At 63.1% G+C, this 19,347-nt stretch carries 17 protein-coding genes; 8 read left to right on the forward strand and 9 right to left on the reverse strand.

Annotated elements, in window-relative coordinates; genetic code table 11:
- The first annotated feature begins 10 nt into the window (after positions 1-10).
- The 3 genes from ACZ6YA_RS03730 to ACZ6YA_RS03740 are packed head-to-tail and all read left to right on the forward strand — an operon-like array spanning position 11 to position 2,312.
- Positions 11-721 (forward strand): DUF484 family protein, encoded by a 711-nt coding sequence (locus ACZ6YA_RS03730; protein ID WP_465895541.1) that lies wholly within the window; start codon positions 11-13, stop codon positions 719-721.
- The gene (xerC, locus tag ACZ6YA_RS03735) at positions 721-1,620 is read left to right on the forward strand and encodes a tyrosine recombinase XerC (RefSeq protein WP_465895542.1); all 900 of its coding nucleotides are present in this window, start codon (positions 721-723) and stop codon (positions 1,618-1,620) included. Before ACZ6YA_RS03730 ends, xerC begins: the two co-directional genes overlap by 1 nt.
- Complete coding sequence (locus tag ACZ6YA_RS03740; protein WP_465895543.1) at positions 1,617-2,312, forward strand: HAD family hydrolase; 696 nt, start codon at positions 1,617-1,619, stop codon at positions 2,310-2,312. Before xerC ends, ACZ6YA_RS03740 begins: the two co-directional genes overlap by 4 nt.
- 219 nt (positions 2,313-2,531) lie before the next feature.
- Here ACZ6YA_RS03740 and sutA read toward each other — a convergent pair whose 3' ends face one another.
- The 4 genes from sutA to ACZ6YA_RS03760 form a co-directional block, all read right to left on the reverse strand.
- Complete coding sequence (gene sutA / locus ACZ6YA_RS03745; protein ID WP_011536349.1) at positions 2,532-2,861, reverse strand: transcriptional regulator SutA; 330 nt, start codon at positions 2,859-2,861, stop codon at positions 2,532-2,534.
- Positions 2,862-3,290: 429 nt separating this feature from the next.
- Positions 3,291-4,622 (reverse strand): ammonium transporter, encoded by a 1,332-nt coding sequence (locus ACZ6YA_RS03750; RefSeq protein ID WP_465895546.1) that lies wholly within the window; start codon positions 4,620-4,622, stop codon positions 3,291-3,293.
- 47 nt (positions 4,623-4,669) lie between these two features.
- On the reverse strand, positions 4,670-5,008 hold the full coding sequence (gene glnK / locus ACZ6YA_RS03755) for a P-II family nitrogen regulator (protein ID WP_002555808.1): 339 nt from the start codon (positions 5,006-5,008) through the stop codon (positions 4,670-4,672).
- Positions 5,009-5,142: 134 nt separating this feature from the next.
- A complete protein-coding gene (locus ACZ6YA_RS03760; RefSeq protein ID WP_465895548.1) occupies positions 5,143-5,346 on the reverse strand; it encodes a hypothetical protein in 204 nt (67 codons plus the stop codon).
- Positions 5,347-5,371: 25 nt separating this feature from the next.
- On the opposite strand from ACZ6YA_RS03760, the gene ACZ6YA_RS03765 reads away from it, so the two are divergent.
- A complete protein-coding gene (locus tag ACZ6YA_RS03765) occupies positions 5,372-5,635 on the forward strand; it encodes an accessory factor UbiK family protein (RefSeq protein ID WP_465895549.1) in 264 nt (87 codons plus the stop codon).
- Positions 5,636-5,652: 17 nt separating this feature from the next.
- On the opposite strand, the gene ACZ6YA_RS03770 is transcribed toward ACZ6YA_RS03765, so the two are convergent.
- Positions 5,653-7,674, reverse strand: a complete 2,022-nt coding sequence (locus tag ACZ6YA_RS03770) for a DUF4034 domain-containing protein (RefSeq protein WP_465895551.1) — start codon at positions 7,672-7,674, stop codon at positions 5,653-5,655.
- A 254-nt stretch (positions 7,675-7,928) separates the two neighbouring features.
- Between ACZ6YA_RS03770 and ACZ6YA_RS03775 the strand changes: the two genes are divergently transcribed.
- The 3 genes from ACZ6YA_RS03775 to ACZ6YA_RS03785 all read left to right on the forward strand — a co-directional run bounded on the left by ACZ6YA_RS03775 (position 7,929) and on the right by ACZ6YA_RS03785 (position 11,285).
- Positions 7,929-9,419, forward strand: coding sequence for a YifB family Mg chelatase-like AAA ATPase (locus ACZ6YA_RS03775; RefSeq protein ID WP_465895553.1), 1,491 nt, complete (start codon positions 7,929-7,931; stop codon positions 9,417-9,419).
- Positions 9,420-9,574: 155 nt separating this feature from the next.
- Positions 9,575-9,826 carry a DUF2790 domain-containing protein gene (locus ACZ6YA_RS03780; protein WP_465895554.1) on the forward strand — a complete coding sequence of 84 codons (252 nt, stop codon included), beginning with the start codon at positions 9,575-9,577 and terminating at the stop codon, positions 9,824-9,826.
- Positions 9,827-9,983: 157 nt separating this feature from the next.
- On the forward strand, positions 9,984-11,285 hold the full coding sequence (locus ACZ6YA_RS03785; RefSeq protein WP_465895556.1) for an Nramp family divalent metal transporter: 1,302 nt from the start codon (positions 9,984-9,986) through the stop codon (positions 11,283-11,285).
- A 116-nt stretch (positions 11,286-11,401) separates the two neighbouring features.
- Here the strand turns inward: ACZ6YA_RS03785 and ACZ6YA_RS03790 are convergent, their stop codons facing one another.
- The gene (locus tag ACZ6YA_RS03790; RefSeq protein ID WP_465895558.1) at positions 11,402-11,767 is read right to left on the reverse strand and encodes a response regulator transcription factor; all 366 of its coding nucleotides are present in this window, start codon (positions 11,765-11,767) and stop codon (positions 11,402-11,404) included.
- Positions 11,764-12,756 carry a response regulator gene (locus tag ACZ6YA_RS03795; RefSeq protein WP_465895560.1) on the reverse strand — a complete coding sequence of 331 codons (993 nt, stop codon included), beginning with the start codon at positions 12,754-12,756 and terminating at the stop codon, positions 11,764-11,766. Before ACZ6YA_RS03795 ends, ACZ6YA_RS03790 begins: the two co-directional genes overlap by 4 nt.
- Before the next feature lie 237 nt (positions 12,757-12,993).
- On the opposite strand from ACZ6YA_RS03795, the gene ACZ6YA_RS03800 reads away from it, so the two are divergent.
- The gene (locus ACZ6YA_RS03800; RefSeq protein WP_465895561.1) at positions 12,994-18,039 is read left to right on the forward strand and encodes a trifunctional serine/threonine-protein kinase/ATP-binding protein/sensor histidine kinase; all 5,046 of its coding nucleotides are present in this window, start codon (positions 12,994-12,996) and stop codon (positions 18,037-18,039) included.
- A gap of 101 nt (positions 18,040-18,140) precedes the next feature.
- Here ACZ6YA_RS03800 and ycaC read toward each other — a convergent pair whose 3' ends face one another.
- Positions 18,141-18,767: an isochorismate family cysteine hydrolase YcaC gene (gene ycaC / locus ACZ6YA_RS03805; RefSeq protein ID WP_465895563.1), complete on the reverse strand. Its 627-nt coding sequence runs from the start codon at positions 18,765-18,767 to the stop codon at positions 18,141-18,143.
- 74 nt (positions 18,768-18,841) lie between these two features.
- Positions 18,842-19,213, reverse strand: coding sequence for a helix-turn-helix domain-containing protein (locus ACZ6YA_RS03810; protein WP_465895564.1), 372 nt, complete (start codon positions 19,211-19,213; stop codon positions 18,842-18,844).
- Between the last annotated feature and the right edge of the window lie 134 nt (positions 19,214-19,347).

Here is a 19,347-nt window from a genome sequence, read left to right on the forward strand (position 1 = left end):
AGTAACCGCCATGACCGATCAGCCCAAGGTTGTACCCCAGCACGCCACCGAGCTCGACGCCGAGGCGGTGATCGCCTACCTGCGCGCCCACCCGGCGTTCTTTGCCGAACACGATGAACTGCTGCTCGAACAACGCATCCCCCACCAGCGCGGCGACAGCGTGTCGCTGGTGGAGCGCCAGCTCAAGCTGTTGCGCGACCGCAACATCGAGATGCGCCATCGCCTGTCGCAATTGATGGACGTGGCCCGGGACAACGACCGGCTGTTCGACAAGACCCGGCGGCTGATCCTCGACCTGCTCGATGCCGGCAGCCTGGAGGAAGTGGTGATGGCCGTCGAAGACAGCCTGCGCCAGGAATTCCAGGTGCCGTTCGTCAGCCTGATCCTGTTCGGTGACAACGCCGCGCCCGTTGGCCGCTGGGTCAGCAATGCCGAGGCCCAGCAGGCAATCGGCGGCTTGCTCGGCGGTGGCAAGACGATCAGCGGCAACTTGCGCGAGAAAGAACTGGCCTTCCTGTTTGGCGATGAGCAACGCCTCGAAGTAGGCTCCAGCGCCGTCGCGGCGCTGGAATACCAGGGGCTGCATGGCGTGCTGGCGATCGGCAGCCGCGACCCGCAGCACTACAAGAGCAGCGTCGGCACCCTGTTCCTTGGCTACATTGCCGAAGTGCTCGGCCGCGTAGTCCCGCGCGTTACTCAGACCCTGCGTCCGGTGCGCTGATGGAGCGCCAGCTGGAGGCTTATTGCGCTCACCTGCGCAACGAGCGCCAGGTATCCGAACATACCTTGCTGGCCTACCGCCGTGACCTCACCAAGGTCATCGAATACTGCGATACCCAGGACATCGCCGGCTGGGACGCGCTGCAGATCCAGCAACTGCGCCAGCTGATTGCCCGCCAGCACCACCAAGGCCAGTCCTCACGCAGCCTCGCCCGGCTGCTGTCGGCGGTGCGCGGCCTGTACCGTTACCTCAACCGCGAAGGCCTGTGCCAGCACGACCCGGCCACTGGCCTGAGCGCGCCCAAGGGCGAGCGGCGGTTACCCAAGGTGCTCGATACCGATCGCGCCCTGCAATTGCTCGACGGAGGCGTAGACGACGACTTCATCGCCCGCCGTGACCAGGCCATCCTTGAGCTTTTCTACTCTTCCGGCCTGCGCCTGTCCGAGCTGACCAACCTCGACCTGGAACAGCTCGACCTTGCCGCCGGGCTGGTACAGGTACTCGGCAAGGGCGGCAAGGCCAGGGTGCTGCCCGTTGGCCGCAAGGCCCGCGAGGCACTGCAGCAATGGCTGCGCTTGCGCGGCATCGGCGGCCCGCGTGACGGCGCCGTGTTCATCACCCGTCAAGGTAACCGCCTGGGGCCGCGCGCCATCCAGCTGCGGGTCAAGGCGGCTGGCGAACGCGAACTGGGCCAGCACCTGCACCCACACATGCTCCGCCACTCATTCGCCAGCCACGTGCTGGAATCGTCCCAGGACTTGCGTGCCGTACAGGAAATGCTCGGCCATGCCGACATCAGCACCACGCAAATCTATACCCACCTGGACTTCCAGCACCTGGCCGCGGTGTACGACAGCGCCCACCCTCGGGCCAAACGCAGCAAAGGCACAGACTCATGAGCATCCAGCTGATCACCTTCGACCTCGACGACACCCTGTGGGACACCGCGCCCGTGATTGCCAGCGCCGAAGTGGTGCTGCGCGACTGGCTTGAAGCGAACGCGCCGATTCTTGGCGGGGTACCGGTTGAGCACCTGTTCGCCATCCGTGAACGCCTGGTACTGGCCGAGCCTGGGCTCAAGCACCGCATCAGTGCACTGCGCCGGCGCGTGCTGTTCCACGCCCTGGAAGAAGTCGGCTACAGCGAAAAGCAGGCCCAGGAACTGGCCAATGAAGGGTTTGAAGTGTTTCTACATGCTCGGCATCAGGTCGAGGTGTTCCCCGAGGTTCAGCCGGTGCTGGAGATCCTGCGCCACCAGTACACCCTGGGCGTAGTGACCAACGGCAATGCCGACGTAAGCCGCCTGGGATTGGCGGACTACTTCAAATTCGCGCTGTGTGCGGAAGATCTGGGGATTGGCAAACCGGACCCTGCGCCGTTCCTGGAGGCCCTCAAACTGGGCGGGGTAGAGGCCGGCGCAGCGGTACATGTGGGCGACCACCCCGGCGACGATATCGGCGGCGCCCAGCGCGCCGGGTTGCGTGCTGTGTGGTTCAACCCGCAGGACAAGGCCTGGAAGGGCGAGCAGGCGCCGGATGCCGAGATTCAGCGGTTGTCGCAGCTGCCTGACGTGCTATCTCACTGGCGCTGACAGGCACCTGTGGGAGCGGCTTCAGCCGCGAAGCAAGCGACGCGGTGGATGGCACCGGCTTTGCCGGTGTTCGCGGGACAAGCCCGCTCCCACAGGGATCGCGCAGCTTTCTAAGTTTTGTGGAAGACAGTTGCTCCCACAGAGGCCGGCACAGGCCTTATATAACTGACAGGCACAAAAAAGCCCGCAGCGACGGCGGGCTTTTTTGCATGCGAACATTTAGATAGGGCGGCTGCCGTACTTGTTGTCCGGCTTCTTGGGCGGGTCGGCGACCACATTGGCCTCGACTTCCTGCACCTTGCCACCGCGCGAAAGGAATTCTTCCATCGCCTTGGCCAGGGCATCACGCTCCTTCTGCTTGGCTTCCATGCTCGGCATCTCGTCTACCGAGACAGCCGCCTTGGATTTGCCCTTGGCAGCGGGTGCCGGACTGCTGTCGTCATCGCCAGCGTCTTCGGCGCCATCATCAGCCGCCGCTTCAAGGCCCTCATCAGCCTCGTCTTCGTCACCTACTTCGAGGTCATCATTTTCCAGATCGTCGTCGCTCATGTTCTACCTCATGACTTGCGAAAAGCAGGTTAGTTATAGACCAGTGCAGCCGTAGACCGGCAGCCACCAGTGAAAATTCAACTGGCCGTGGGTTAGGCCACTGCCCTTGGGTCAGCGCTCCTGATGGGAGGCGGCACCCAGCAGGCCCTGCTCCTGGCAGGGCCTGACAAATCCTTCAGCCCCTGCTGGCCACGCGCTATTGGCAAGCCTAGCAAAGGCTGAGCGAGCGTGCGGACATCTCGTCCCACACCCCTCGGCGCGCATTCTAGCGCGCCCGTGGAAAAAGCAAAGCTCCATAAATGCCCTACACGTTGTAAGTTTTTGGCCTACGTCGCGAACGGGAGTGATAAACCGTTTGCACTGCGCGAAATAGCAAAAAACAGGCAAAAAAATGCCCGGCATGCCGGGCAATTTTTTCCAGCGTCGCAGTTACAGGTTGTAGCCGCGTTCGTTGTGTTGAGCCAGGTCGAGGCCGACCGACTCTTCTTCTTCGTTGACCCGCAGGCCCATCACGACGTCCAGCACCTTGAGGATCACGTAGGTGACGATAGCGGTGTAGACGACGGTAAAAATCACGCCCTTGGCCTGGATCCAGACTTGCGCACCAATGTCGGTGACCGCGCCGAAGCCGCCCAGCGCGGGCGCTGCGAACACGCCAGTCAGAATCGCGCCAACGATGCCGCCGATACCGTGCACGCCGAATGCATCCAGCGAGTCGTCATAGCCCATCTTGCGCTTGAGGCTAGTGGCGCAGAAGTAGCAGATCACACCCGATGCCAGGCCGATCACCAGGGCGCCCATCGGGCCAACGGTACCGGCGGCCGGGGTGATGGCGACAAGGCCCGCGACCACACCCGAGGCGATCCCCAGGGCGCTCGGTTTACCGTGGCCGATCCATTCGGCGAACATCCAGCCTAGCGCGGCGGCGGCCGTGGCGATCTGGGTCACCAGCATGGCCATGCCGGCGGTGCCGTTGGCGGCGGCGGCGGAACCGGCGTTGAAGCCGAACCAGCCGATCCACAGCATGGCCGCGCCCATCAGGGTGTAGCCCAGGTTGTGCGGGGCCATCGGCGTGGTCGGGTAGCCTTTGCGCTTGCCCAGCACCAGACAGCAGACCAGGCCCGCGATACCGGCGTTGATGTGCACCACGGTGCCGCCGGCGAAGTCGAGTACGCCCCAGTCCCACATGAGCGCGCCGTCACCGCTCCAGACCATGTGCGCGATCGGTGCATAGACCAGGGTGAACCAGATGCCCATGAACACCAGCATCGCGGAGAACTTCATGCGCTCGGCGAATGCACCGACGATCAGCGCCGGGGTGATGATGGCGAAGGTCATCTGGAAGGTGATGAATACGGCTTCTGGGAACAGCGCGGTGGCCGAGGTCAGGCCCTCTGGCGTGACGCCGCTGAGGAAGGCCTTGGAGAAGCCGCCAACGAAGGAATTGAAATTGAGCACGCCCTTTTCCATTCCGGTGGTATCGAAGGCCATGCTGTAGCCGTAGATGACCCACAGGATGCTCATCAGACCGGTGATGGCGAAACACTGCATCATCACCGAAAGCACGTTCTTGGAACGCACCATGCCGCCGTAGAACAGGGCCAGACCTGGAATGGTCATGAACAGTACCAGCGCCGTTGCGGTCAGCATCCACGCGGTGTCACCGGAGTTCAGCGCTGGGGCAGCCTCCTCTGCCAGGGCAAGGCCTGGCATTGCGAGGGACAATAGGGCTCCTAGCCCTGCGATCTTACGCAGAGTCATGTTGTTTTCTCCTGGGGCGTTGGGTTTGGTGAGGCTTTTTTTGGCGCTTAGATCGCGTCGGTATCGGTTTCGCCGGTACGGATGCGGATTGCCTGCTCCAGATTCACCACGAAGATCTTGCCGTCACCGATCTTGCCGGTGTTGGCTGCCTTGGTGATGGCTTCGATCACGCGATCGAGGTCCTTGTCGTCGATGGCGACGTCGATCTTCACCTTGGGCAGGAAGTCGACCACGTATTCCGCACCGCGATACAACTCGGTGTGACCCTTCTGCCGACCGAAGCCTTTGACTTCGGTGACGGTGATGCCCTGCACGCCGATTTCCGACAGTGACTCGCGCACGTCGTCCAGCTTGAACGGCTTGATGATGGCTGTGACTAGCTTCATGAAACTCTCTCCCGATTTGGTGGACTTGCCCCAGGAAAACAAACCCGTCTCAAGTCTAAGCGCAGCGGTTGGCTTTGTAACGCGTCGTCGGCATCCGGCTCCGCGTGCGCACTGCCTGGTCACAAGGAACTGCATCAGTGCATGGCTCGTACTGGTCTTTGCAGAAACCTTGCCAGTTCCGTTAAACCACGGGAAAACAGCGCGTTACGCGAAACGGCCAGGATTGGCCAGTCGCCAGCATCGAAAAGATGCACGGCTTTGGTGCGCTGCAATGCACAACGCCGCTCGAAAAGCGTGCAGCCGGAAGCAAAAGGGCGCCGTGCTACACTGCGGGCCATTTTCAATCTCCGTGGACAGCCGAACATGCTCGCGCCCAAAGCCCTTCTCGACGCCCTGAGTGACCAGGCCTCGCGCCTGTTCAGCGGCGACACCGCCCAACCCCGCGCCGAACTGGAAAGCCAGTTCAAAGTGCTGATGCAGGGTGCCTTCAGCAAGCTTGACCTGGTGAGCCGCGAAGAATTCGACAGCCAGATGGTCGTTCTGGCCCGCACCCGTGCCCGCCTGGAGGCCCTGGAGAAACAAGTTGCCGAGTTGGAGGCGCGCCTGGCGCCAGCGGCGCAGGAGTAAGGTGCACGCGCCTGCGCTCAGGCGGAGGCGCGCAGTCGATCATGGTCTGCGCCGTTCACCTTGGGCGGGAGTTCATTGGCGTGCAGGTCCCCGCGGAACAACGCGGCTCCACACACCGTGAACAGTGTCTTGAACAGGTTGTGCGAATTGCGAATTTCGACCTGAATAGCTTCGATGGCCGAATTCCCCGGCTGTAGCACGACCGCTCGGTTGGCCCACTCGATAGCCGCGAAGCGGCTCTGTTTGCGTGTACCTTGCCCGTGCATCCAGGCCAGGCCAAGTTCGGCGCTGGCACGCGCGGCAATGCCGCAATCCGGGAACTCGACCAGTTCGAGCAAGTAAGCCACCGCCTCTTCACGCTCGCGCGAATCACCGAACTTGCGCTGCAGAATGGCCACCTGCAGGCGCGCCTGGGCATCGAACGCTTCATTCCCCAGGCAGTCGAGCAGCAAGCGCCTGACCGCCAACATCGCACTGCGCTCGCTCAGGTCTTCGTCATCGCGCATGCGCTGGCAGGCCAGGTCGTACTTGGCCATCTGGCTGCCTGACTCGACGGCACGCATCAACCAATCCGCCGCCGCCCCAGCATCCAGGTAGTGGGCCGGCGTAGCTTCCAGCTGACCGCTGTGCAGGGCGTATAGCGAGGCCGCGGCATCTGGCAGCTTCCACTCGGCACATTGCTCATAAAGATAAAAGGCCGCTTCGTACTGTTGAGCCGCCCACAAAAGGCGCGGTACCTCGATGACGTCAAACCCCATGCCCTCTCGCCCACACTGGCGTTTTACCGCAGCGTGCAACCAGGTACGTGCCTGTTCGTCGCATTGGACAAAGCCCCACAGCCCGAACCGGTGCCCCACGGCCCGCAACGCACAGGCCGCCGCTTGCCTGCGGTTATCGCACAGCCGCTCGATGGCGATACGAAACGCGTGCGTATCATCCTGCACGTCGTGAAACAGCACGAGACAGACAAAACTGCGAAATGGCTCACCGATGGCCGGAACGAACCCTTGGTCAGGATAAAGTCCGACACTGGTTACGAAGTCTTGCATGGCCCCGAGGGGGTCATGCAGCGAGGTGCTGCGAAACGCCGCACGGTGGGCCAGCATCGTGGCGTGTTCCCTGGGTCGGAGCGGGCGTTTGGCCCATGCATCGAAGAGACGCTGCCATGCAGCAGTCTGCTGCGACTCACCGCCTTCAGGTAGCCAGAACTGATCTTCGAGTGCCCGCCAGCGAATCGCGTTACGCAGCTTCTCGCTCCAGCCCTGGCACAAGGGCCCGCCAGCAACCGCCTCGATGGCTTCATAGCTTCCCCCCCAGCGAGGTGTGCGGTAGCTGGCGTAGGTTTCAACCGCCTCGAAGCAACCGGGAAACCAGGCCAATGCATGACGCAGCCAGTAATCCTCGGCACGCTCTTGGGTGGCGCGCGAACTCAGGCACGCTGGCAACACGTGCGGTAACTCGACCAACGGCGCCAGGCCATATCTCACCAGCCAAGGTGCTGCGGCTTCTTGCACTTCGACATCGGCATGGGTACTGGGCCGAGACCGCGCCACCTGGCCATTGAACAACTCGACCAGCCAACCCGGCTCACGGAAATGCGCGCTGATCCGCAACAAGCCGATTGCCGCCGCCACAGGTTGCGGGCACCGCTGCATGGCCCGCAAAAAGTGCGCCGCCGCCTTCTCACATGCCTGCTCGGCGGCCAACCAGCGCTCTGCGCAGACCTCACTGGCCGCCTGCGTCCCGCGGATGTGGCATGCACGGTTGAGGCAGTGAAACCCCATGGCCACCTGCGGGTGGTAGGCCTTTGGGCAGGCGTCGATCCAAGTCCTGAGCCGCTGCGTCAACGCCTTGCTGCCGTCGACATCCCAATCGACCAGCATGTGCCCCTGAACGGCTTCCAGATAAGCCGGGCACTCCCCAGGCGGCGTTTGCTGCCAATGCGCCTGGAGGGCATCAAAGAAACGGTTGAGTTCAGCGAAATCATTGGCCTGCAGCCGTTCATGGATCTGCTGGCGGGTGCGAGTGAGCGTTTGCACGGGCAGTACCTTAAGTCCATTTTCAGAAGCCGCGCTGCCATCCCATGGCAAGGGCAGTAACGCTTGAACACTAAGCCATAGCGTTGCATCGCGCAAAGATATTGGATCCATTATTTGCCGAAATGTATGAACAACCAGGGGAAATCCCTGACCTGAAAAACAAAGACGCACTCTTCTTGCGGCCGCAGTCGCCCCATTCGCTAAGCTTGCCCAAGCCGCAGGAAGCGGCACACATCAGCGACAATGGAGTGCCCATGTCCCTTGCCCTCGTCCATAGCCGCGCCCAAATGGGCGTGCAGGCGCCTGCGGTCAGCGTAGAAACCCACCTGGCCAACGGCCTGCCCCACCTCACGCTGGTTGGCCTGCCGGAAACCACTGTCAAAGAAAGCAAGGACCGGGTGCGCAGTGCCATCGTCAATTCTGCGCTGAATTACCCGCAAAGGCGCATCACCCAGAACCTGGCACCCGCCGACCTGCCCAAGGATGGCGGGCGGTACGACCTGGCCATCGCCCTGGGTATTCTTGCCGCTGACGGCCAAGTACCGCTGGCGGGCCTGGTCGACCTCGAATGCCTGGGCGAACTGGCGCTTTCCGGCGCCCTGCGCCCGGTACAGGGCGTGCTGCCTGCCGCACTCGCAGCACGCGAGGCGGGCCGGGCACTGGTGGTACCACGTGAAAACGCCGAGGAAGCGAGCTTGGCGGGCGGGCTGGTGGTGTATGCGGTGGGTCATTTGCTTGAGCTGGTGGCACACCTCAACGGCCAAGTACCTTTACCGCCTTTTGCCGCCAATGGTTTGATCCTGCAAAGTCCGCCCTACCCTGATTTGAGTGAAGTACAGGGGCAGATCACCGCCAAACGCGCGTTGTTGCTGGCCGCGGCCGGTGCGCACAACCTGTTGTTCACCGGCCCACCGGGCACCGGCAAGACCCTGCTCGCCAGCCGTCTGCCCGGCCTGTTGCCGCCGTTGGATGAACAGGAAGCACTGGAAGTGGCGGCAATTCAGTCAGTCAGCGGTCACACCCCGCTCAGTAGCTGGCCGCAACGGCCCTTTCGCCATCCTCACCACTCGGCCTCAGGCCCAGCCCTGGTCGGCGGCGGCAGCCGACCGCAGCCGGGTGAAATTACCTTGGCGCACCATGGCGTCTTATTCCTGGATGAGTTGCCCGAGTTCGAGCGTCGCGTGCTGGAAGTGCTCCGCGAGCCGCTGGAGTCCGGCGAAATCGTGATCGCCCGGGCCCGAGACAAAGTGCGCTTTCCGGCGCGTTTCCAACTGGTGGCAGCCATGAACCCGTGCCCGTGCGGCTACCTCGGCGACCCCACCGGCCGCTGCCGCTGCAGCACAGAGCAGATCGCGCGCTACCGTAACAAGCTGTCCGGCCCCCTGCTCGACCGCATTGACCTGCACCTGACCGTGGCGCGTGAAACCACTACCCTCAACCATCAGCCCAGTGGTGAAACCAGTGCCGCTGTGGCTGCCTTGGTCGCTGAAGCGCGCGAAGTTCAGCAACGTCGCCAAGGCTGCGCCAATGCGTTTCTCGACCTTGAAGGACTGCGCCGACATTGCCCGCTTGCAGCGGTCGATCAGGCCTGGCTGGAAAGCGCCTGCGAGCGGCTGACGCTGTCCCTGCGCGCTGCCCACAGGCTGTTGAAAGTAGCGCGCACCCTGGCAGACCTGGAAGGCGTCAGGTCGATTGGCCGGGCGCATCTGGCCGAAGCGCTGCAGTACCGGCCGGGCAGCCCCTGACGTCAGAGACTCTCTTCGCTGCACCGGCACAGCAATGTACGCACTCGATGAAAGTCATAGCAGCAATGTATTTTGCGCCCAAAATAATTGAGCGCAATATTACTTCCAGACAGCAAGCAATCGTCGACACCCCTGACTGAATCTGGAGAACGACCATGACCCTTCGCAACGTTTTCGCCCTCACCCTCGCGCTCGGCACCAGCGCAGGTGCGTTTGCCCAGCCCACCGAAGCAGCGCCCTACCGCTATGGCATGGATCTGGATATCGCCCAAGTGATCAGGCTGGAGCCTTCAGCTACCACTCAAGGCCACACCAGTACCGCCACAATGACCTACCGAGACACAACGGGCCAAGTGCGCACCATTGAGTACTATCAGCCCGACACCACGCAAGCCAACCAGAACTGACACCCACGCAAGATCGAAAAAAGGCCGCACTCGCGGCCTTTTACAATGGACCCTGAAACACTTTGAAATATCTTCATATAAAATGTAGTTGTACGACATCCTATCTACTGTGTTCGACTGCGCACGTTTCAACAAGAACAATAATCGGAGACATCCCATGTCGAGCATTCATTCGGCCGAGGGGAGTGCTGCCGCACCCTCTCAAAGCCGCGTCACACGGCTGATAAAGCTGCTGGGCCCTGGCATCATCGCGGTACTGTCCTGGCTTGGCGCAGGTGATCTGATAACCTCATCCGTAGCCGGCGCCAACTACGGTTACGCCATGATGTGGGTACTGGCCGTTTCGCTGCTGCTCAGGTATCTGATCGTCAACATCATTGCCCGCTTCCAGCTGTGCAATAACCAAGGCATGACCATCCTCCAGGGCTACGCGCAACTGCACCCAGTGTTCGCCTGGTTCATGCTGGGCTATGCGCTGTTGATGGGTCATCTGATGAACGCCTACATGATCAAGGGCGCAGGCGAAGCGCTGGCGATGCTGCTGCGCATCGACTATCCGCTGCTGTGTTCGATAGCCGTGGTGCTGGCAGTGTGGATGCTGGTCGGGCGCAACATCTACGCGATGATCGAAGGCGTGATGAAAATCCTGCTGGCCGTCATGACCCTGGCCTTCCTGGCCCTGGCCGTGATGTCCGGCCCCGATGTCGCCGGCATCGTCAAAGGCACCATCGGTTTCAGCATTCCCGCCGACGAAGGCGTGCACGGCGCCCTGCTGGTGGCTGTGTCGGTAATCGGTGCGGTGGCAGGCTCGGTGGCCAACTTCGTGCACCCGTACGTGATGCGCCAGAAAGGCTGGGTCGGCCCGCAACACAAACGCATCCAGCGCAACGACCTGCTGTTCGCGGTGTTCATCGGCATCATCATCAACCTGGCGATCTGGATTGTCGGCGCGGAAATCCTGCGACCCAACGGTATCGAAGTGAAGACCCTCGGCGACCTGGGCAAGGCGCTGGAAATATTCTTTGGCCCGATCGGCTGGTACATCTTCTTCATCGGCGTGTTCGCCACGCTGTTCGCCAGCATCTCCGGCAAGACCACAGCGTTCCCGATGCTGATTACCGATGCCTTCCAGCATGTACAGCCGCAGCGGCGCGAGCGCTACGGTAAAGAGTTCCACAAAGACCCGATGCACAAGTGGTTCATGCTGTTCATCCTGGTCACTCCGCTGGTCTGGTCCATCCCCGGCATGCCCGACTTCGTGACGCTGACCATTGGCGTGAGTGCGCTGAACATCATTGGCTTGCCAGTGATTTCTCTGGGCCTGTTGATCATGTCCAACCAGAAGTCGCTGCTGAGCAAGGAGTATCGCAACAACCTGTTCGAAAACATTGCGCTGGCGTTTGCGACCGGGCTGGCATTGTGGGTGGCGTTCCAGCTGGGTGTGGATCTGTTCGCATAAGGCTGAGCGTTGCAACTACTGGCCCTTTCGCGGGGCAAGCCCGCTCCCACAGAGGCTGTGGTGTACCTGTGGGAGCGGGCTTGTCCCGCGAAAGGGTCGGTGCGAAATGCACTGGCCTACCGTCCAGCCAGTGCCTCTTCCACCACTTTCAGCAACACCTCTTCGCTGAATGGCTTGCCCAGGCAAGCCACCGCCCCCTGGTGCAGCGATGCCTCCATAGCGAGGTCATCCCAATGCGCCGACATGCAGATCACCGGCAACCGCCAGCCCAGGCGCGCCAGCTCTCGCTGTACCTCAAGGCCGGTCAACCCCGGCATCTTCAGGTCCAGTAGCACGCACCCCGCGGCAGGCGCCTGGTCCGACGCCAGCAGCTCTTCACCCGAAGCGAACAGCAACGAGACGAAACCGGCCGAACGCAGCAGGTTGGCCAGGCTTTTGCGCACCGAAGCATCGTCGTCGACGATGCACACCTCTCTGTTCATGCGGCGCCTTGGCCCTCGGCGCGTGTGGCGATCAGGTGGTGCATGGCGACCAGCTCGACCAGCGAGCGGGACTGCATCTTGTTCATGATGTTCTTCTTGTGGACCTTGGTCGTCACCTCGCTGGTGCCGATCTGCCTGGCAATCTGTTTGTGCGACAAACCATCCACCACCAGGGCGAACACCTGGCGCTCCCGCTGGGTAAGGCGCTGGTATTTTTCCTTCACCTGCCGCCCGTGGTGCCATTTGCGGCCTTGCACCAGGGCGCGCGCGCGCGCTGCATCGAGCACTGCCAACAGCTGGGTTTCGTCGAAAGGCTTGGTCAGAAACTCGACCGCACCGGCGCGCATGGCCTGCACCGTCATCGGGATAGTGCCGTGGCCGGTCATGAAGATGATCGGCCACGGCAATTCGAGCCGGTGCAGGGCAGCCTGCACTTCAAGGCCGCTGGCCTCAGGCAGGTTCATGTCCAGCAGCAGGCAGGCATAGGGCGTGTCGACCTGGCCATCGAGCAGTTCTTCGGCCGAGGCATACAGCCGGTGGGCGATATCCTGTGAACGGAACAGCCGCCCCAGGGCTGTGCGCACCGAGGGGTCATCATCGACTACCAATACCGGCACGCTCGTGCAGTCGCCAACAGGTTCGATGACCTCGGCCAGATTACCCAGCAGTGATTGGCTGGGCGCCATGCACGGCACGTCGAGGGTGATATCGACCGCCAGCCGGTAGCCCCGGCGCGGCACTGTCTGGATCAGGCCGGGGTTGCCAAAGGCCTTGCGCAACAGCGAAACCTGCACCTGCAGGTTGTTGTCTTCGACCACCGTGCCAGCCCACACCTGGCTGAACAGCTCGTCCTTGGCGACCACCCGGCCCTTGGCCCGGATCAACGTGGCCAGCACCTCGAACGCGCGCCCGCCCAACGGGATCGGCTTGCCATCGAGCAAAGCTTCTCGCCGCTCCAGTGACACCTGGGCATTGCCTAATCGGATCATCGACTTCTCTCGCAGGCGCGGGCGGTTGCGCGGCCTTGTGCAATCTAGGCCAGCACACGCATTGATACAATTATCCCGTGGGATAGGTTGGCCTTAGGATACAAGCGCCCGCTTTTCTGCTGGGTACCATAACGGTCAAGATGGTACCCGTTCCTGCCAAGCCGTCTGCACGCGCCAGCATTCAAGGACCCGCTGCGTATACTCGCGTCTCATGATGTCGCTGCCAGGGGGTGCCGGATGCTCGATGAACGCCTTGCGCAGAGGCCTGTCGATTACGATCAGTCGATCGACGAGGGCTGGTTGAACCGGTGCGACATCACGCAACTGGGCCAGGAAGGTGACCTCACCTACTTCCGCCTGCGTGACCCTTTCACCCGGCAGACCTGGCTGGCCGTGCGCGCACCGGTCGAAGCCCCGGCGGCCTGCCAACGCCTCGAACGCGACTACCGCCTGCCGCTGGACCCACAGTGGGCCGTGATCCCCTCCGCTTTTCTGCGTTCGGCCGAAGGCCCGCTGCTGGTGTACCCGGCCGGCCGCTCCGTCGCCGACCTGATTGCCCAGGGCCCCACAGCGCTGGAGCCCTTTTTCGAGGTGGCCGTGAACGCCGCCAACGCACTGGCGCAGGCCCATGGAGGCGGCGTGCTGCATGGCGCGCTGCAACCCGAGCACGTGTGCATCGAGCAGCCACAACGCGTCCGGCTGGGCTGCTTTCGTGCCGACAGTGCCGAGCTGGTCAGCGGTCAGGATGCACTGATCGGTAATTGGTCATACCTGGCACCCGAGCAGATCTGCCCCCACGGCAGCAGCAGCGATCAACGCAGCGACATCTACGCCCTCGGCGCAATCCTCTACCAGCTGCTGCTGGGTGAGCTGCCGCTGAACGGGCGAGACAAACTGCACTGGCGGCAGTTGCATGCAGGGGTGCAACCCCGGCCTGCCGACGAAATCGACCACAAGGTGCCACTGCCGCTCAGCCGCCTCCTCGCCAAGGCCTTGGCCAAAGAGCCCGACGCGCGCTACCAGAGCGCCCAAGCCCTGGCCATCGACCTTGCCCATTGCCAGCGGCAGTGGGCCACGAAAAAGGCCATCGAACCCTTCGAGCCGGGCTGCGCCGACAGCATTGCGACCAGCCACAAACGCTTGTATGGCCGCAGCGCCGAACTGACGGCCATCGCCTTGTTGCTGAAATCGTTGCGGCGCGGCGGCACGGCACAGGCGTTGTTCATCCATGGCGCCGCCGGCATGGGCAAATCCAGCCTGGTCGATACCGCGCTGAAGGCCGGCGCTGACGGTTACTGGGCGACCGGCAAGTGCATCAGCCCTGAACAGGCCGTGCCCTACGGGCCCTGGATCGAAATCCTGCAATCGCTGACCACCCAGTTGCTGGCGAAGAACAGCCAGGACCTGGATGCGCTGCGCCGCGAGATCCTGCGCCGCATCAAAGGCCGGGGCCGGCTGCTGGGCAAGCTGGCCCCGGACCTCAAGCTGATCACCGGCCCGCTGCCTGAACTACCGGAAAAACCCACACGCCTGGCCTTGCAGAAGGAGCTGCGGGCCATTGTCGAATTTCTTCATGTATTCAGCCGCCCCGGCCACACGCTGGCGTTGTTCCTCGACGACATGCAATGGGCCGACGATGCCACACGCCACCTGCTGGCGGAGCTGCTCGAAAAGCCACCGCACAACCTGCTGCTGATCGTCGCCCAGCGCAACGATACGGCGCCTTGCAGCACCGCCGCCAGCGCCCCTGCGGCCATTCGCAGCACCACCTTGAGCCTTCGCCCGCTCACCGTTGGCGCCGTGATGGAGCTGATTGGCGAGCGCTACCATGCGCCGCCTGATGCCGCATTGCAGGTTGCCGAACTGGTACACGCCAAGACCGCCGGCAACCCGTTTTTCATCAATCAGATTCTCACCGCCATGGTCGAGGATCGGCTGTTCACCTTCGACACCCATGCCATGTGCTGGACCTGGTCACTGGAAGCGGTGGCGCGCCACCGTTATGCCGACAACGTTGCCGACCTGATGGTCCAGCGCCTGGCGCGCCTGCCGGCGGCCCAACGCGATGTGCTGCGCATGGCCAGCGCCATCGGCAACCATTGCGATGAGCGATTGCTGCAGCGCCTGTTGGCCCTGCCCGCCGAGCCACTCAAGGCCTTGATCACCGCAGGCTTCCTGCTGCCTGGGCGCAAGGGACTGGGTTTTGCCCATGACCGCGTGCAGGAAGCCGCCTACGAACTCACGCCAAAACGTGAGCGGGCGCTGCTGCATGCGCGCATTGCGCAGGCCATGCACCACACCTGGCAAAACGAGCCGCGCGATGGCGTATTCGCGATCGCCAACCAGTTACAGCGCGCAAGCCCACGGGCCATCGCCGCCGAGGACTGCGAGGTGTTCCTGCCCTTGCTGTGCGACGCCGCACTGCGCGCTCGCGACAACGGCGCCGTTGACCAGACCGCCGGCTACCTGAACACAGCCGATCACCTGTTACGCCTGACTGCCGCGCCCGGCACCCATGCTACCCACGCCTTCGCCATCGCCTGCATGGCGGCCGAGTGCGACATGCAGCTGTCGCGCACAACCCAGGCTGAAGCACGCATCATCGAATGCCGGCAACGGGCGCGCACGGCGCTGGATCTGGCCAGGGTCTGCCGTCTGCAGGCACGTCTGCAGACGATGCAAGGCGATTATCAAGCGGCCATCAATGCAGCGGTTAGCGGCCTCGAGCTGCTGGGCATCACCCTCTCCCGCGGCATTGATCAGGCGCAGGTCGAGGCCAGCCATGCCCGCGTGCAGGCGCTGATCGAACAGAAGGGCCGGCACTGCCTGGAGTCGCTGCCACGCACCGACTCGAAAGAAGTGACGGTTGCCATCGGCCTACTGGCGACCCTCTCGTCCTCGTTTTTCGTGCAGGACGACATCGGCTTTCTGCACCTGGCCAAGCTCATGGAGCTATCCCTGATCCATGGCGTCGCGCCCGGCAGTACCTACGGCCTGGCCTGGTACGGAGTGATGATCGCGGAGCGCTTCGATGCCTACCATGACGGGCATGCCTACAGCCTGGCAGCGCTCAAGCTGATCGAACGGCACAGCTTCGAGGCCGACTTGACCAGCGCGCTGCTCGCCCTCGACCAGGTCAGCGCCTGGACCGCGCCCATGGAGTTCGCCCGGCGCACGGCGCTGGAGGCGATAGATTCCGGCCGCCTGAGCGGCGACCTGGCCATGAGCTGCTACGCCTGCAACCACCAGGTCTCGGACTCGCTGTTCATGGGCCGCTACCTGCAGGAAGTGGCCGAGGAGGTCGTGCAAGGCCTGGCCACTGTAGGCCGTTATGGCTACAGCGATGTTGAGCAAATCCTGCTGGCCCAGCAGGCGTTCGTCGCCAACCTCCGTGGCAGCCCATTGTCAGGCTCGACCGCGGAGGTGAAGTCGCACACGACGCTGTTTTTCAAACACCTGTTCAGCGGCATGTCGGCTTTCTATCTGGGCAACATCAATCAGGCCATGCGCAGCCTGGCCAGCGCCGGCGAGCACGCCTGGGCGGCACCGGCGCACATCAACCTGGCCGACTACCACCTGTTCCACGGCCTGACCCTGGGCAGCCCCGAAGCCCCCGGCAGCCTCGCCAGCAAACAGGTTACGCTGCAGGCCATACGCGAGCGCTTCGCGGGCTGGGCGAACTTCAACCCGCTGACCTTTCGCAACAAGCTGCTGCTGATCGAGGGCGTCATCGCCAAGCTCGACGGCGACGGCCTGGCCGCCATCCGCTGTTTCGACCAGGCGCAGATCGCCGCCACCGCAGCCGGCTTCATCCACGAGCAGGCCCTGGCCCATGAGCAGCTGGCCGAAGTGTGTATCCCCAGCGGGCTGATCTCTGGCGCCAACCTGCACCTGCGCATCGCCCGCGACTGTTTTCATATCTGGGGCGCGACCGGCAAGGTTCGCCAGCTGGAGACCCTGCACCCGTTCCTGCGCACGCAGCCCGTGCAGGAAACCTACCGCACCTCCAGCCAGGCGCGGCTGGATCTGGAAGCCGGTATCGAAGCGGCGCGGGCGCTGTCCGAGGAAGTGCTGCTCGAAGGCCTGATCGAAACGCTCATGGGCCACCTGACCCAGCATTCCGGCGCCGATCATGGCGCCCTGTTGATCGTCAGCGGCGCCGAGTTCCAGATGGCGGCCCTGGCCGACATCGACGACACCGGCCTGCACGTGCGCATGGACAACTGCCAGAAATTCCTCACTCAGGCACCGCTGTCGATCATCAACGCCACCTTGCGCACCAAGAAACCGCTGGTGCTCAACGACGCCCTCAGCGACTGCCCGGAAGCCTTCCGCCAGGACCTGCACGCGCGCAATGCACGCTCGGTGCTGTGCCTGCCACTGGTGATCCAAGGTGTGCTGATCGGCCTTGTCTACCTGGAAAACCGCCTGGTGCCGAACCTGTTCGGCAGCCAGCGCCTGGCCATGCTGGAGATACTGGCCTCGCAGGCGGCAGTGTCGCTGCAGACGGCCAAGTTCTATACGCGGCTGGCCGAGGATAACCAGGCCCGCGCGCAGATGGAGGAAGAACTCCGCCGCTCACGCGCGGAGCTGGCCAGCAGTGCGCACCTGCAGGTGATGAACGAGCTGTCGGCATCGATCGCCCACGAGATCAGCCAGCCGTTACTGGGCATCGCCTCCAACGCTGCGGCCAGCCTGCGCTGGCTCAAGCGCGAGCAACCCGACCTGGACGAAGCGATCGCCGGCCTGGAAGACATCCGCAACGACAGTGAACGCGCCGCCAACATCGTGCGGGCGCTGCGTTCACTGGCCAAGCAATCGCCGATGCAGCTCAAGGCCGTCAAGCTCGATGAGCTGATCCTGCAAGTGGTGCGGCTGACGTCGGCGGATGCCGGCAAATGCGCGGTGAACGTGCAGACCCAGTTGCAAGCGGCAGTCAACGTGATGGCCGACCCGGTGCAGTTGCAGCAGTTGGTGTTCAACCTGATCACCAATGCGCTGGAAGCGCTGTCGGGGTATCGCAGTGATGGGGTGTTGCAGATTTCATCTGCAGTGCTCGATGACCGGGTGCAGATCTGTGTGGACGACAACGGACCCGGGATCGCGCCGGAAGAACGCGATCGCGTGTTCGGGGCGTTCTACACCACCAAGAGCGGCGGCCTGGGCATGGGGCTGGCGATCTGCAGTTCAGTGGTGCAGGCCCATGGTGGGGAGTTGCACGCGCAGGTTTCGCAGCTGGGTGGGTGCCGGATCAGGTTCAGTTTGCCTGTGAGCCCTGCATAGCCTGTAATGGCCCTTTCGCGGGGCAAGCCCGCTCCCACAAGGTGGGGTGCCGGCCTTGTGGGAGCGGGCTTGCCCCGCGAAGAGGCCGGCACAGAACTACATCAACGCGCGGTCAACGCCGAATAGCTGTTCATCAGGTTGCGGTAGTTGGGAATGCGCTGCGACAGCAGGTTGCCCAACCCTTCGATGTCGTTGCGCCAGTCGCGGTGCAGCTCACAGGCCACCGAGAACCAGTTCATCATCTGCGCGCCCGCCTGGGTCATGCGCACCCAGGCCGCTTGCTGCACGGTCTCGTTGAATGTGCCCGAGGCATCAGTCACCACGAACACCTCAAAGCCCTCGGCCAGCGCCGACAGTGTCGGGAACGCCACGCACACATCGGTCACCACGCCGGCGATGATCAGCTGCTTGCGGCCGGTGGCCTTGATCGCCTTGACGAAGTCTTCGTTGTCCCATGCGTTGATCTGGCCAGGGCGGGCAATGTACGGCGCGTCCGGGAACATCTCTTTCAGCTCCGGCACCAGCGGGCCGTTCGGGCCTTGCTCGAAGCTGGTGGTGAGGATGGTCGGCAGGCCGAAGAATTTGGCCAGGTCGCCCAGGGCCAGCACGTTATTCTTGAATTCGTTGGGCGAGAAGTCCTGTACCAGCGAGATCAGGCCGGTCTGGTGGTCGACCAGCAGGACCACGGCGTCGTCTTTGTTCAGGCGCTTGTAATCAGGTTGGCTCATGGGGGGTAACTCCTTGGGTTGGGATAAAGGCCCGGCACTGTCCTGAAGGGCTTATACCGAGGGATAGAAACGGCTTAAGGGTGAGCGTCGAGGCGCGCCGACTGGCGCCAGGCCTTAGGTGGCTGGCCGACCAGGCGGCTGAAGGCGCGGGTGAAATGGGCCTGGTCGCAGAAGCCGCATTCCAGGCTGACATGGGTGATCGGCGCTTCGGTGGCCAGCAGCCGCTTGGCCTTCTCCATGCGCGCGAGCAGGCGCCAGGCCTGCGGCGACAGGCCGGTGTTGACCTTGAAGGCACGGGAGAAATGGCTGCGGGTGAGGTTGCACACCCCGGCGATCTCGATGATCGACAGCGCGCTGCGCAGCATCAGCTCCTTGGCCTGGCGCAGGCGTGCGGGGGTCAGCGCGCCGGGGGCATGGGGGTTGTCGTGGGGTGTGCCAGGGTGCATGGCGACTCTCCTGTTCAATGCAGAAAGTCTCGCCTGCCCCACATGACAAAGTCCTGAGCCAAAGCTGAATAGTTCTTAATTATGTCGTACTGGCCCTTCGGCCATGGCGATACCTTAAACTGCGCCTCGTACTC

Source organism: Pseudomonas sp. NPDC090752, assembly GCF_055584805.1.